The organism is Burkholderia cepacia ATCC 25416, assembly GCF_001411495.1.
GTDB classification, from domain to species: domain Bacteria; phylum Pseudomonadota; class Gammaproteobacteria; order Burkholderiales; family Burkholderiaceae; genus Burkholderia; species Burkholderia cepacia.
Window position 1 is genome coordinate 2,461,115 of record NZ_CP012982.1, and the last position, 14,754, is coordinate 2,475,868.

Sequence of the window (14,754 nt, forward strand, 5' to 3'; positions counted from 1 at the left end):
TCCCGTCCCGATGTCCGCCCGCACCGCCACCCCATGACGATTCGTTTGCCGCGCGTGCGCGCTTTGCATTACGATTGCAATTGCAACTGTGTGGACGGGCCGATCCGTGTCAGCGGAGGCGGGCGGCCCGCGACGCAGCCGTGAAGCCGGAGCAGCCACGATGGCCGCTCCGTTGTTCATGCATTCCTGTCAGGGTCATACGTCATGCGGCTTTTGAATATCGTGTCATCTCCCCGCGGCGCGAGGTCGGCGTCGATCGCGGTCGCCAATGCCTTTGTCGATGCGTTCCGGGAAACGGGCGCGTCGATCGACGTCGATACGCTGAATGTCTGGGAAGAAGACTTGCCGGACTTCGACAGCGACGCGATCGGCGCGAAGTACAAAGGCGTCGCCAACGCGCCGATGGACGACGCGGAACAGTCGGTCTGGCGGCGCATCCAGGCGCTGGTGAAGCGCTTTCAGGAAGCGGACCGGATCGTCGTGGGCGTGCCGATGTGGAATTTCGGCTATCCGTACAAGCTCAAGCAGCTGATCGATCTCGTCAGCCAGCGGAACATGCTGTTCACGTTCGACGGCAAGGCCTACGCCCCGCTGCTGGACATTCCGCGCGCACTGGTCATCCATGTTCGCGGACAGAGCCGGGAGACGGGCGCGGGTGCCGACAATCCCGGGTTCCGGCATCAGGCCGACTACATCGAATTCTGGTTGAGGTTCATCGGCGTGAGCGAGGTCCGGAGCCTGACCGTCGAACACACGTGGGGGGCGCGGGCGAGCGACAGCATCGAACGGGCGCAGGCCCGGGCGGTCGCGATGGCCGCGGCGTTCTGATCCGGGCGTGTCGCGCGAAGGCGTGGCGGATGCCGCCGAAGCGGCACCCGCGCACGCTCAGTACGTGCGGCCGAGCTGCAGGTAGAAGTTGCGCCGGCCGCCGGGCGCGAGCGCCACGCCGAGATAGACCGGCCCGAACGCGGTCGACAGGCTCGTGAAGAACGTATAGCTCTGCTTGAGCGCGCCGCCGCCGATCTGCTGCCCGCTCGACCAGACGTTGCCGACTTCCGCGCTGGCGCCCACCGACAGCGCCTTGATCGGCGATGCGTTGAACGTCATCAGCTGGTTCATGTAGGTCACCTGCGCATACGCGAGCTCGTTGCCGTTCAGCTGGTCGGCCGCATACGCGGACAGATGCTGGAAGCCGCCGAGCGTGAAGTTGAACGCGTTGATCAGGTTGGTGCCGCCGATGCTCTTGCCGCCTTCGATCGTCGCGCTGACGCTGTGGCTGCCGAACTGCTGCGCCACCATCGCCTTGCCGTAGATCTCGGTGTAGGGCGCGTTGTTGATGCCGTCGTCGAATTCGCTCGCCGAGCCCCCGTTGCGCGACACCAGCGAGCGCTCGATGCGGAACTCGGTGAAATAGCCCTTGCGCGGGAACAGCGGATCGTCGAGCTGGTCGATGACGAGCCGCGCGCGCGCGATCAGCGCCTGCGACGTGAAGCTCGGCCACAGCAGCGTCCGACCGCTGCCGTCGTCGAACGGCAGGTTGTAGGTCGGCGAGCCGTGCCCGGTCACGTACCCGACGCCGATCCGGAAATCGCCGAGCCGCGCGATCGGCAGGCCGAAATCGAGCCCGGCGCGCGCGGTCTGCATCAGGTACTGCGTGATCTTCACGTCGCCGGAGTCGTCGTACAGGTTCGCGTAGCGGCGCTGGTATTCCGCGTAGGGCGACAGATAGACGCCGTAGGCCATCGACAGCGGCTGGCGGAGTTCGACGCGCGCCGATTGCAGGTCGCTGCCGATCGTCGTGTCCGCGCGGAATTCGAGTCCCGATTCGGTGAGCCACGGGCGCCGGTAGCCGACGTGCAGGCGGAAGCCGCCCTCGTCGGTCGAGCTGCTCGACATGCCGAGCCCGAACAGCAGGAAATTCGGCCCCCAGTATTTCTCGCGGGCGTCGATCTCGAGCACGTTCTCGTCACCGTGGCTCACGATCTGCTGCGTGACGCTCTCGAAGTTGCCGCCCGTCGTGAGGCCGAGCAGATCCTGGCTGACGGTGTTCGGATCGTACGTGTCGCCGGGCTTCACGTGCAGCGCGTTGCTGACGACCCGCTTCGGCACGCCGCCGGAGGTCTTGATCTCGATGCGCGTGATCCGGATCGGCGGCGGCAGCGGTTGCGCGTGCGCGGAGCGGTATGCCGCATATTGTTCCGGCGTGAGCGCGAAGCGCTGCAGCTTCGGCAGCGCCGCGGTCGCGGCGGCCGCGCCGGCGGCGATCGCCTGCTTCGCGTTCTGGAAATCGGTGAACGCGAGCGAGCCGAGATCCGGCGTGAGCAGCACGTCCTGCGCGTCGAGCTGCTTGCGCTGGGCGGTCACGTTCTGGCGGATCAGGATGCCGACCATCTGCTGCATCACATCGGCGGGCGACGCGAGCGCGTCGAGCGGGCGCAGTTGCGAGCCGATGTCGACCGCGATCACGACGTTCGCGCCCATCTGCCGCGCGGTGTCGACGGGCAGGTTGCTGACGAGCCCGCCGTCCACCAGCGCGCGCCCGTTGATCTCGGCCGGCGCGAACAGGCCCGGCATGGCCATGCTCGCGCGGATCGCGAGCGGCAGCGAGCCGTGGTCGAGCACGACCATCTGGCCCGTCTGCAGGTCGGTCGCGACCGCGCGGTACGGGATCGGCAGGCGGTCGAACGGTTGGTTGGTCGGCACGGCGGCCGTCCAGTTCGCGAGCAGCGCCTGCAGCCGGTTGCCCTGCACGAGGCCGACCGGCGCCTTCACGCCTTTCTTGCCGAAGCCGAGCGTCAGCCCGTTGATGTACAGGCGTTCGTCCTCCCGGCTGGTTTGCGGCAGGTCCGCGCGATCCGTCACGTCGAACGCGATGTCAGCGAGGTTGACCTCCGACAGCCGCTTCTGCATCTCGCCGGCGGCCATGCCGCTCGCATACAGCCCGCCGACCACGGCACCCATGCTGGTGCCCGCGATGCAGTCGATCGGGATGCGGTTGTCCTCCAGCACCTTCAGGACCCCGAGGTGTGCGTAGCCGCGCGCGCCGCCGCCGGACAGCACGAGGCCGATCGACGGGCGGCCGGCCGGGCCGCCGTCGGCGTCGCAGGTGTGCCCGGATGCGGCGGGCGTGGCAGCCGGCGCGCTGGCGGCGGTGGCCGGGGCGGCGGCGGATTCGGGGGCCGGCAGCGGTTGCGCGGCGACCGTGCAGCACCAGAAGGCGACGAGCGTCGTGCAAAGCGGGCGCACCCGCGCCCAGCGGAAGGAAACGGTCGCTGTCATGGTGGAAATACCTGGCGTGATCGGGCGTCTGAGGCCTGCCGGGAGCAGGCAAGACCGAGAGATTACCGTGTTTTACAGACGCAATGCGAGAGGCTGTGGCGTAGCCGGATGTGTCCGGAACGGCACATTTGACAATTGCGTCGCGAAAAAATCATCGGAATTGCCTAAAGTATCGGAACGATTTGCCGCTAAGTCCGTGATGGAGCGGCATGGCCGCGCCACGGAAATGCGGCGCGGCTGCCCCGCGTCCGTTCGATTACAAAGGTTTGATATGTCGACACCGCTGTTCGGAAAGTTGTTTGCGCAACCCGTTGCGATCGACCCTGGAACGGCAAGTACGCGGATTTATACGCACGAACGCGGCGTGGTGCTGAACCAGCCGTCGGTCGTCTGCTTCCGCAAGGCCGGTGCGACCGACGCGCGGCCGACGCTCGAGGCCGTCGGCGAGCTCGCGAAGGCGCTGCTCGGCCGCGAACCGGGGCATCTCGAAGCCGTGCGGCCGATGCGGCACGGCGTGATCGCCGACGCGCATGCGGCCGAGCAGATGATCCGCAGCTTCATCGACATGTCGCGCACGCGGTCGCGTTTCGGCCGCCGCGTCGAGGTCACGCTGTGCGTGCCGTCCGATGCGACGGCCGTCGAGCGCCGCGCGCTCCGCGAGGCCGCGTTCGCGGCAGGTGTATCGGAGGTCGAACTGATCGAGGAATCGCTGGCGGCCGGGCTCGGCGCGGGCCTGCCGGTGACCGAGCCGGTCGGCTCGATGGTCGTCGACATCGGCGGCGGGACGACGGAAGTCGCGGTGATCGCGCTCGGCGGCATCGTCTACCGCGAGGCGATCCGCGTCGGCGGCAACCAGTTCGACGCGGCGATCGTCAATCATGTCCGCAACCTGTATGGCGTGCTGCTCGGCGAGCAGACGGCCGAGCACGTGAAGCAGTCGATCGGCTCGGCCACCAGCGCGGTGCCGCGCAGGTCGACGCGCGCGGTCGGGCGCAGCGTCGGCGACGGCCTGCCGCGCTCGATCGAGCTGTCCAACCACGACGTGGCGGACGCGCTGGTCGCGCCGCTCAAGCAGGTGATCGGCGCGGTGAAGTCGGTGCTGGAGAATGCGCCGGCCGAGCTCGTGACCGATATCGCGAATCGCGGCGTGGTGCTGACGGGCGGCGGCGCGCTGCTCGCGGATCTCGAGCGCCTGCTGTACGACGAGACGGGCCTCGTCGCCCGGATCGCCGACGAGCCGGCCACCTGCGCGGTGCGCGGCGCCGGCGAGGCGATGGGGCGGCTCGCGATGTGCCCGGTCGACTGATTCGGGCCGGGCCGTGCATCGCGGCACGGTCATTCACATTCTTTCTATCTCCGTAAATCTCCGCAGGTTTTCTCTTTCCAATTGCCTGCCCGCCTCGCCGGGCACGCTGCTCCGGTCGACTTGCCGGAAGGCCGGCCATCGTCCTGCATCGGTCCGCCGCGTGGACACCCGAACGCGCACCGTGCTAGCGTTACGCGCCCGCGCGGGGCCGGGCAAGCCGAAATGCCCGACGAGCCCGACGAGCCCGACGACCTGAGAGACCGAAAACCTTGAAAAACCGCACCAAACGGGGCTTCTTCGCCCGAACGGGCCGCCTGCTGGCCATCGTTGCCTGCCTGTGGATCGTCGCAGCCGTTGCGCTCGTCGCGCACGGGCTGCGGATGCCGAGCGAGCCGGCCGATGTTGCCGTGATCTTCGGCAATGCGCTCGACGCGACCGGCGCGCCGAAGCCCGTACTCGCGGCCAGGCTCGATGTCGGCGTGCGCTGCTACCGCACGGGGCAGTGCCCGGCGTTCCTGGTCAGCGGCGCGATCGACGGCCCCGGGCTGAACGAGGCGACCGCGATGCGCGACTATCTGGTGGCGCGCGGCGTGCCGGCCGACCGGATCGCGGTGGACGACCAGGGCGACAACACGCTCGCGACGGCGCAGCACACGCTCGCTTACCTGCAGGCGCACCGTGTGTCGCGCGTGCTGATCGTCAGCCAGTTCTATCACCTCGCGCGGGCGCGCCTCGCGTTCGAGCGCGTCGGCATCGCGCGGGCGAACATCTCCGCCGCGTATCCGGCCCGTTTCCAGTTGCGCGACATCTATTCGAGCTGGCGCGAAGTGCCGGCCTACGCGGTGTATGCGGTGCGGTTGTGGGTGAACCCCGATGCGCGGCCCGTCTCGTTCCGGCCGATGCTTTATCTGATACGGCTGTTTTCGTCACGCGGTGCGGGTCTTCCGGTCGACGCGTGACGAACATCGACGTAACCCTGGAAGTGCCGGATGTTTCGTCTGATGAATGACGGCGAGTGGATTATCGTGCATCGATCCTTTCCGGGCATGTAGATATTGCATTGCAAAAAAATCTGGCCGCGATAATCGCGTGGATATCGGTGTTTTCACGGATGCGTCATTTTCGCTGCTGTAAATAAATATCCAGGAAATTGACAAAAGGAATACGGATTTACCTGCCAGACGCGCTCCGATAAGTAAAAAATGCGCGCCCGCCGGACCTCGATCAAATGGGGAAAAGATCGACTGGAAAAGCCTGTTTTTTTGATATAGCCTTGTCTGACAAAAGCAGGGCGGTGATCAAATCAACCAGAAAATCGCTGCAGAAAAACAGGGGCCATCGACATGTCATTCGGCTAGTTTCACGCCTGCCTTCCCGGGCCAATTAAAGATTCGTCCATGAATTAACCGACGTCGCATCGCGACAGCCGGGGCGGACGCTTTTGTCCGCGATTTTATGCTGGCGGCCGTTCGATTTCACGGTAATACCAATTCCAATAACGAGGGAAAGCATGAATCTTGCGCGTTCGAAAAAAGCCGGCGAACCGTTTCCGAGATTGCTGTTGCCGACGGGCGTTTTCCTGGCGTTGTCCGGCGCCGGTATCGTGCCCGCCCAGGCGACCTGCAGCACGGCAGGCACGACGGTAACCTGCTCCGGGGTCGCCAATCCGCTTGCGCCGAGCTATGCGAACAGCGCGAACAACATCCACGCCACCGTCAATCCCGGTGCGAGCGTCGGCGTGCTGCTCGGCGTCGGCGGCACCGCGATGTCGCTGACCGGCAACAACACCATACTGACCAACAACGGCACGATCGACCCGTCCGCGCTCGGTTCCGGGCTCGGCGTGCTGTCGAGCGGTGCGGTGATCGGCAATGCATCGGCGAGCCTCGGCACCAGCGTCACCAACAACGGCACGATGAACGGCACGACCGGCGTGGCGATCAGCGGCGTGACGGGCATGGCGCTGTCGGTCCAGAACGGCACGGGCGGTACGTCGACGATCAACAACACCGGCACGATCGGCTCGAACCCGCTGGTCGGCGCAACCCTCGTCGGCGCGGACGCGCCCGTGGTGGCCGCGTACGGCGGCGCCACGGTCAACATGACGAACAGCGGGACGATCAACGGTCGCGTGTCGCTCGGCTCGAACGGCACGCCCGGCCAGGGCAATACGTTTACCAACTCGGGCACGATCAACGGCGGCGTGTCGATGGGCGCGAACAGCACCAACACGTTCAATGCCGTGACGGGCTCGTCGGTCAATACGGCGGGCGGCACCGGCGGCGGGTTCAACATCACGATCGGCCCGAACACGATCAACGTGGCGGCGACGGGCACGGTCGACGGCGGCGCGGGCGGCGACAACACGCTCAACCTGAAGCAGGGCACCAGCGCGAACGGCACGATCGCGGTCAACAACTACGTCAACTTCAATCACGTCGACGTCCAGGCCGGCAACTGGACGATCAACGGCGCGTCGACCGCGCAGGACACGACGCTGTCGGGCGGCGTCGCGATCATCGGCAACAACGCGTCGCTCGGCACCGGTAACGTCACGGCCAACGGCGGCGCGCTGCAGGCGGGTACCGCCGGGCTCAACGTCGGCAACACCGTGACGCTCGGCGCGGGCGGGCTGACGGTGCAGGGCGCGACCGGGCTCACGCTGTCGGGCGCGGTGACGGGCGGCGGCGCGCTGACGAAGAACGACGGCGCCACGCTGACGTTGACCGGTGCGAACAGCTACACGGGCGGCACGAACCTGAACGGCGGCGGCATCGTCGTCGGCAACAACGGGGCGCTCGGCAGCGGTGCGCTGAACGTCAACGGCCCGGCCTCGCTCGACTCGAGTACGAACACGACGCTCGCCAACAACGTCAATCTCGCCAACGGCACCACGCTGACGGTCGGCGGCAGCAACAATCTCGGGCTGGCCGGCACCATCAACGGCAACGGCGGCATCGTGAAGAACGGCGCGGCGACGCTGACGCTGACGGGCGCGAACACCTACACCGGCGACACGACGATCAACAGCGGCACGCTCGCGGTGGGCGCGGGCGGCAGCCTGGCCTCGACCGGCACGGTGAACCTGACCGGCGCCGGCGCGACGTTCGACGTGAGCAGCGCATCGGGCACGCAGGCGATCGGCGCGCTGGCGGGCTCGGCCGGTACCAGCGTCAACCTCGGCGGCAATTCGCTGACGCTGAACGGCACCGTCAATGCGACGTACGCCGGCTCGATCGGCGGCGCGGGCGGCATCACGCTCTCCGGCAGCGGCACGCAAACGCTGACGGGCACGAACGTGTACACGGGCGGCACGAACCTGAACGGCGGCAACCTCGCGGTCGGCAGCAATACGGCGCTCGGCATCGGCGCGGTGAACGTCAACGGCTCGTCGTCGCTCGATGCGATCGCCAACGTATCGCTCGCGAACAATGTCAACGTCGCCACCGGCACGACGCTCACGCTCGTCGGCAGCGCCGATGTCGGCCTGAGCGGCACGGTCTCGGGCGGCGGCGGTCTCGTGAAGAACGGCGCGGCGACCGTGACGCTGTCCGGCGCGAACAACTACGCCGGCGGCACGACGCTGAATGCGGGCGGCCTGGTGCTCGGCAACAACTCGGCACTCGGCACGGGCGCGTTGACCGTCGGCGGCGCGGCGACGCTCGATACGAGCGCGAACCTGTCGGTCAACAACGCCGTCAACCTCGCCAACAGTTCGACGCTGACACTGGGCGGCAGCCATGCGCTCACGCTGAGCGGCGGCATTTCCGGCGCGGGCGCCCTCGTGAAGGACGGCGCGGCGACCACGACGTTGACGGCCGCGAACACCTACACGGGCGGCACGACGATCAACGCGGGCACGCTGGCGATCAGCGGCGGCGGCAGCCTGGCGTCGACCGGCGCGGTGAACCTGGCCGGCGCGGGCGCGGCGCTCGACCTGAGCGGCGCGACCGGCGCCCAGTCGATCGGCGCGCTGTCGGGCGTGGCCGGGACGAACGTCAACATGGGCGGCAACGGGCTGACGCTGGGCGGGACGGCCAGCGGCACCTTCGGCGGCGCGATCGGCGGCACGGGCAGCCTGACGCTGGCCGGCACCGGCACGCAGACGCTGAACGGCGCGAGCACCTACTCGGGCGGCACGAACCTGAACGGCGGCAGCAGTGTCGTGCTCGGCAACAATGCGGCGCTCGGCACGGGCACGCTGAACGTCGCAGGCGCGGCGACGCTCGACACGAACACGAGCCTGTCGGTCAACAACGCGGTCGATCTTGGCAACGGTTCGACGCTGACGCTCGGCGGCAGCAACGCGCTCACGCTGAACGGCGGCATCGCCGGCGCGGGCGGTCTCGTGAAGAACGGCGCGGCGACCACGACGCTGACGGGGACGAACACCTACACCGGCGGCACGACGATCAATGCCGGCACGCTCGCGGTGGGCGCGGGCGGCAGCCTGGCGGCGACCGGCGCGGTGAACCTGGCCAACGCGGGCGCGGCGCTCGACCTGAGCGCTGCGACGAGCGCGCAGACGATCGGCGCGCTGTCGGGCGTGGCCGGGACGAACGTCAACATGGGCGGCAACGGGCTGACGCTGGGCGGGACGGCCAGCGGCACCTTCAGCGGCGTGATCGGCGGCGCGGGCAGCCTGACGCTGGCCGGCACCGGCACGCAGACGCTGACGGGCGCGAACGTCTATACGGGCGGCACGAACCTGAACAGCGGCGGCCTCGTGCTCGGCAACGGCGGGGCGCTCGGTTCCGGCGCGCTGAACGTCGGCGGCGCGGCGACGCTCGACACGACCACGAGCCTGTCGGTCAACAACGCGGTCAATCTTGGCAACGGTTCGACGCTTACGCTCGGTGGCAGCAACGCGCTTACGCTGAACGGCGGCATCGCCGGCGCGGGCGGTCTCGTGAAGGACGGTGCGGCGACGACGACGTTGACGGCCGCGAACACCTACACGGGCGGCACGACGATCAACGCCGGCACGCTGGCGCTCGGCGCGGGCGGCAGCCTCGCGGCGACGGGCGCGGTGAACGTGGCCGGCGTGGGGGCGACGTTCGACGTGAGCGGTGCGACGGGCGCGCAGACGATCGGCGCACTGAGCGGCGTGGCCGGCTCGGCCGTGAACCTCGGCGCGAACGGCCTGACGCTGAGCGGGACCGCCAGCGGCAATTTCGGCGGCACGATTGGCGGTACCGGCGGCCTGACCGTGGCCGGCACGGGCACGCAAACGCTGTCCGGCACGAACACCTACACGGGCGGCACGACGATCGACGCCGGCAGCACGCTGGCGCTCGGCGCGAACGGCAGCCTGGCGTCGACCGGTACGGTGGACCTCGCCGGTGCGGGCGCGACGTTCAACCTGAGCGGCGCGTCGGGTGCGCAGACGATCGGCGCGCTGACCGGTGTGGCGAGCACGAACGTGAACCTCGGCGCGAACGGGCTGACGCTGAGCGGCAACGGCAACCACGCGTTCGGCGGGACGATCGGCGGCACGGGCAGCGTGACGTTCGCGGGTGCCGGCACGCAAACGCTGACGGGTGCGAATACCTACACGGGCGGCACGACGATCAACGGCGGCAGCACGCTGGCGCTCGGCGCGAACGGCAGCCTGGCGTCGAGCGGTGCCGTGAACCTGGCCGGCGCAGGCGCGACGTTCGACCTGAGCGGCGCGTCGGGCTCTCAAACGATCGGCGCGTTGAACGGCGCGGCGAATACGAACGTCGATCTTGGCGCGAACGGGCTGACGCTGAGCGGGACGGCCAGCGGCACGTTCGGCGGCGTGATCGGCGGCACGGGCAGCGTGACGTACGCGGGCACGGGCACGCAAACGCTGACCGGCGCGAACACCTACACCGGTGGCACGACGATCGACGCCGGCAGCACACTCGCGCTGGGTGCGAACGGCAGCCTGGCCTCGGGCGGTGCCGTGAACCTTGCCGGCGCAGGCGCGACGTTCAACCTGAGCGGCGCATCGGGTGCGCAAACGATCGGCGCGTTGAACGGCGCGGCGAATACGAACGTGGATCTTGGCGCGAACGGGCTGACGCTGAGCGGGACGGCCAGCGGCACCTTCGGCGGCGTGATCGGCGGCACGGGCGGCGTGACGTACGCGGGTACCGGCACGCAAACGCTGACCGGCGCGAACACCTACACCGGTGGCACGACGATCAACGCCGGCAGCACACTCGCGCTCGGCGCGAACGGCAGCCTGGCGTCGGGCGGTGCCGTGAACCTGGCCGGCGCAGGCGCGACGTTCAACCTGAGCGGCGCATCGGGCTCGCAAACGATCGGCGCGTTGAACGGCGCGGCGAATACGAACGTGGATCTTGGCGCGAACGGGCTGACGCTGAGCGGGACGGCCAGCGGCACGTTCGGCGGCGTGATCGGCGGCACGGGCAGCGTGACGTACGCAGGTACCGGCACGCAAACGCTGACCGGCGCGAACACCTACACGGGCGGCACGACGATCAACGGCGGCAGCACGCTGGCGCTCGGCGCGAACGGCAGCCTGGCGTCGGGCGGTGCCGTGAACCTTGCCGGCGCAGGCGCGACGTTCAACCTGAGCGGCGCATCGGGCTCGCAAACGATCGGTGCATTGAACGGCGCGGCGAATACGAACGTCGATCTTGGCGCGAACGGGCTGACGCTGAGCGGGACGGCCAGCGGCACGTTCGGCGGCGTGATCGGCGGCACGGGCAGCGTGACGTACGCGGGTACCGGCACGCAAACGCTGACCGGCGCGAATACGTACACGGGCGGCACGACGATCAACGGCGGCAGCACACTCGCGCTGGGTGCGAACGGCAGCCTGGCCTCGGGCAGCGCGGTGAACCTCGCCGGCACGGGCGCGACGCTCAACCTCGGCGGCGCATCGGGCGCGCAGACGCTCGGCGTGCTGAGCGGCGGTACCGGCACGAACGTGAACCTCGGTGCGAATGGCCTGACGCTGAACGGCAGCGGCAACAACACGTTCGGCGGGACGATCGGCGGCACGGGCAACGTGACGTTCGCGGGCGCCGGCACGCAGACGCTGACCGGCGTGAACACCTACACAGGCGGCACGACGATCAACGGCGGCAGCACGCTGGCGCTCGGCGCGGGCGGCAGCCTGGCTTCGGGCAGCGCGGTGAATCTCGCCGGCACGGGTGCGACGTTCGACGTGAGCGGCGCATCGGGGGCACAGACGTTTGGTGCGCTGAGCGGCGGTACCGGCACGAACGTGAACCTCGGCGGCAACGCACTGACGTTGAACGGAAGCGGCGGGACATTCGGCGGGGCGATCGGCGGCACGGGCAGCGTGACGTTCGCGGGTGCCGGCACGCAAACGCTGACGGGTGCGAATACGTACACGGGCGGCACGACGATCAACGGCGGCAGCACGCTGGCGCTGGATGCGGGCGGCAGCCTCGCGTCGGGCAGCGCGGTGAACCTCGCCGGCACGGGCGCGACGCTCAACCTCGGCGGCGCGACGGGCGCGCAGACGCTCGGCGTGCTGAGCGGTGGTACCGGCACGAACGTGAACCTCGGCGCGAATGCGCTGACGCTGAACGGCAGCGGCAACAACACGTTCGGCGGGACGATCGGCGGCACGGGCAACGTGACGTTTGCGGGCGCCGGCACGCAGACGCTGACCGGCGCGAATACGTACACGGGCGGCACGACGATCAACGGCGGCAGCACGCTGGCATTGGGTGCGGGCGGCAGCCTCGCGTCGGCGGGCGCGGTGAATCTCGCGGGCACGGGTGCGACGTTCGACGTAAGCGCCGCGACGGGCGCACAGACGATCGGTGCGCTGGCCGGCGCGGGCGGCACGAACGTGAACCTCGGCACGAATGCGCTGACGCTGAACGGCAGCGGCAACAACACGTTCGGCGGGACGATCGGCGGCACGGGCGGCGTGACGGTTGCCGGTAGCGGCACGCAGACGCTGACGGGCGCGAACACCTACACGGGCGGCACGACGATCAACGGCGGCAGCACGCTGGCGCTGGGTGCGGGCGGCAGCCTCGCGTCGGCGGGCGCGGTGAATCTCGCGGGCACGGGGGCGACGTTCGACGTAAGCGCCGCGACGGGCGCGCAGACGATCGGCACGTTGAACGGTGCGACCGGCGCGACGATCAATCTCGGCGCCAATGCGCTGACGTTGAACGGCAGCGGCAACGGCACGTTCGGCGGGACGATCGGCGGTGCGGGCGGCGTGACGATCGCCGGCACCGGTGTGCAGACGCTGACGGGCGCGAACACCTACACGGGCGGCACCACGATCGCGGCCGGCGGCACGCTGCAACTCGGCAACGGCGGCACGTCGGGCAGCATCGCCGGCAATGTCGTCGACAACGGCGCGCTGATCGTCAATCAATCCGGCAACGTGACGATTGCGAGCGTGCTGTCCGGTGCGGGCTCGCTGACGCAGGCCGGCAGCGGGCAACTGACGTTGACGGGCACCAGCACCTTGAGCGGGCCGACCACGGTCAGCGCGGGCACGCTCGCCGTCAACGGGTCGCTCGGCCAGTCGACCGTCACCGTGCAGAACGGCGCGACGGTCACGGGCACCGGCACGATCGGCGGCCTCGTGGTGCAGGGCGGCGCGACGGCGGCCGCGTCGCAGCCGGGCGCGGCGCTGAACGTGGGCGGCAACGTCACGTTCCAGCCGGGCTCGACGTTCCAGGTCGCGGCTTCGCCGCAGCAAAGCGGCAGCCTTGCGGCAGGCGGCACGGCGACGCTGAACGGCGGCACCGTGCAGGTGCTCGCGAACCAGAGCGGCTACCAGCCGAGCACGACCTATACGATCGTGACCGCGGCATCGGGCGTGCAGGGCGCGTTCAGCCAGGTGAATGCGAACTATGCGTTCCTGATGCCGACGCTCAGCTACGACCCGAATCACGTGTACCTGCGACTGGTCCAGAACGGCACGTCGCTGCCCGACGTCGCGACGACGCCCAACCAGCGCGCGGTCGCGGCCGCGCTCGGCGGGCTCGGCGCCGGCAACCCGCTGTACGACGCAGTCCTGACGACCGACGTGCCGACCGCGCGCCGCGCATACGGGCTGCTCGACGGCGAACTGCAGGCGAGCCTGAAGAGCATGCTGCTGCTCGACAGCCGCTACGTGCGCGACGCGGTGACCGATCGCGTCCGCCAGGGCCTCGCGCCCGGATCGGGCCCGCTCGCCGCGCTGTCGTCGGGCGGCGCCGCGCTGTGCGGCGACAACACGGCCGGCGCGGTCGACGCGACGCTGCCGCCGGAACGCCGGATCGGTTCGCGCGAGGGCTGCTACGGCGGCACGCCTTATCAACCGGTGGTCTGGGGGCAGGCGTTCGGCGGCCGCAGCCGGCTCACCGGCGACGGCAACGCGTCGACGATCAACCGCAGCATGACGGGCTTCATCGCCGGTGCCGACATGGCGCTCAACGACAAGTGGCGTGCGGGTCTGGCCGCAGGTGTTACGCACAGCTCGCTCGACAACGCCCAGAGTTCGTCGGCGTCGGTGAACAGCTACTACCTGTCGCTGTACGGCGGCGCGCAGTACGGTGCGCTCGGCGTGCGCGGCGGCGCGTCGTACACGTGGTACCGGATCAACAGCGACCGCAATCCGGGCTTCGCGGGCTTCTCCGATCACGATTCGGCCGGCTACGACGCGAATTCGGCGCAGGTGTTCGGCGAAGTCGGCTACGCGCTGCCGGTCGGGCCCGTGGCGATCGAACCGTTCGCGGGCCTCGCGTATGTGAACCTGCATACCGACGGTTATACGGAAACGGGGGGCGCGGCCGCACTGCGCGCCGGCGGCGAGACGACCCACGTCGGCTTCTCGACGCTCGGCTTGCGCGCGGCGTCGCAGCTCGGCTCGATCGGGAGCGGCACGTTCACCGCGCGCGGGACGGTCGGCTGGCGGCATGCGTTCGGCAACGTGCGGCCGTCGTCGGCGTTCACGTTCGCGAACGGCGGCACGTCGTTCCAGGTGTCGGGCGTGCCGATTGCCCGCGACAGCGCCGTGCTCGAGGCCGGCATCGACGCGAACATCACGAAGCGCCTGACGCTCGGCCTCACGTACAGCGGCCAGTACGGCAGCGGCGTGCGCGACAACGCGATCCTCGGCAACATACTGTGGAAATTCTGATCCGCATTTGATGTGCCTGTAAGCGACGCCAGGCGGCGACGGCAACGTCGTC

5 protein-coding genes are annotated in these 14,754 nt (G+C 69.3%); 4 read left to right on the forward strand and 1 reads right to left on the reverse strand.

The window, feature by feature from the left end; translation table 11 throughout:
• Positions 1-204: 204 nt before the first annotated feature.
• Positions 205-828 (forward strand): FMN-dependent NADH-azoreductase, encoded by a 624-nt coding sequence (locus APZ15_RS28255; RefSeq protein ID WP_027789594.1) that lies wholly within the window; start codon positions 205-207, stop codon positions 826-828.
• A gap of 57 nt (positions 829-885) precedes the next feature.
• Here the strand turns inward: APZ15_RS28255 and APZ15_RS28260 are convergent, their stop codons facing one another.
• On the reverse strand, positions 886-3,279 hold the full coding sequence (locus APZ15_RS28260) for a patatin-like phospholipase family protein (RefSeq protein ID WP_027789593.1): 2,394 nt from the start codon (positions 3,277-3,279) through the stop codon (positions 886-888).
• A gap of 271 nt (positions 3,280-3,550) precedes the next feature.
• Between APZ15_RS28260 and mreB the strand changes: the two genes are divergently transcribed.
• From mreB to APZ15_RS28275, 3 genes are all read left to right on the forward strand, one after another.
• A complete protein-coding gene (gene mreB / locus APZ15_RS28265; protein ID WP_027789592.1) occupies positions 3,551-4,585 on the forward strand; it encodes a rod shape-determining protein in 1,035 nt (344 codons plus the stop codon).
• A 269-nt stretch (positions 4,586-4,854) separates the two neighbouring features.
• Positions 4,855-5,544, forward strand: coding sequence for a YdcF family protein (locus APZ15_RS28270; RefSeq protein WP_027789591.1), 690 nt, complete (start codon positions 4,855-4,857; stop codon positions 5,542-5,544).
• A gap of 551 nt (positions 5,545-6,095) precedes the next feature.
• Positions 6,096-14,702: an autotransporter-associated beta strand repeat-containing protein gene (locus APZ15_RS28275; protein ID WP_081040835.1), complete on the forward strand. Its 8,607-nt coding sequence runs from the start codon at positions 6,096-6,098 to the stop codon at positions 14,700-14,702.
• Positions 14,703-14,754: the final 52 nt, after the last annotated feature.

Coding starts and splice junctions, on each gene's coding strand:
- APZ15_RS28275 (WP_081040835.1), top strand. CDS start 6,096: ATGAATCTTGCGCGTTCGAAAAAAGCCGGCGAACCGTTTCCGAGATTG.
- APZ15_RS28255 (WP_027789594.1), top strand. CDS start 205: ATGCGGCTTTTGAATATCGTGTCATCTCCCCGCGGCGCGAGGTCGGCG.
- mreB (WP_027789592.1), top strand. CDS start 3,551: ATGTCGACACCGCTGTTCGGAAAGTTGTTTGCGCAACCCGTTGCGATC.
- APZ15_RS28260 (WP_027789593.1), bottom strand. CDS start 3,279: ATGACAGCGACCGTTTCCTTCCGCTGGGCGCGGGTGCGCCCGCTTTGC.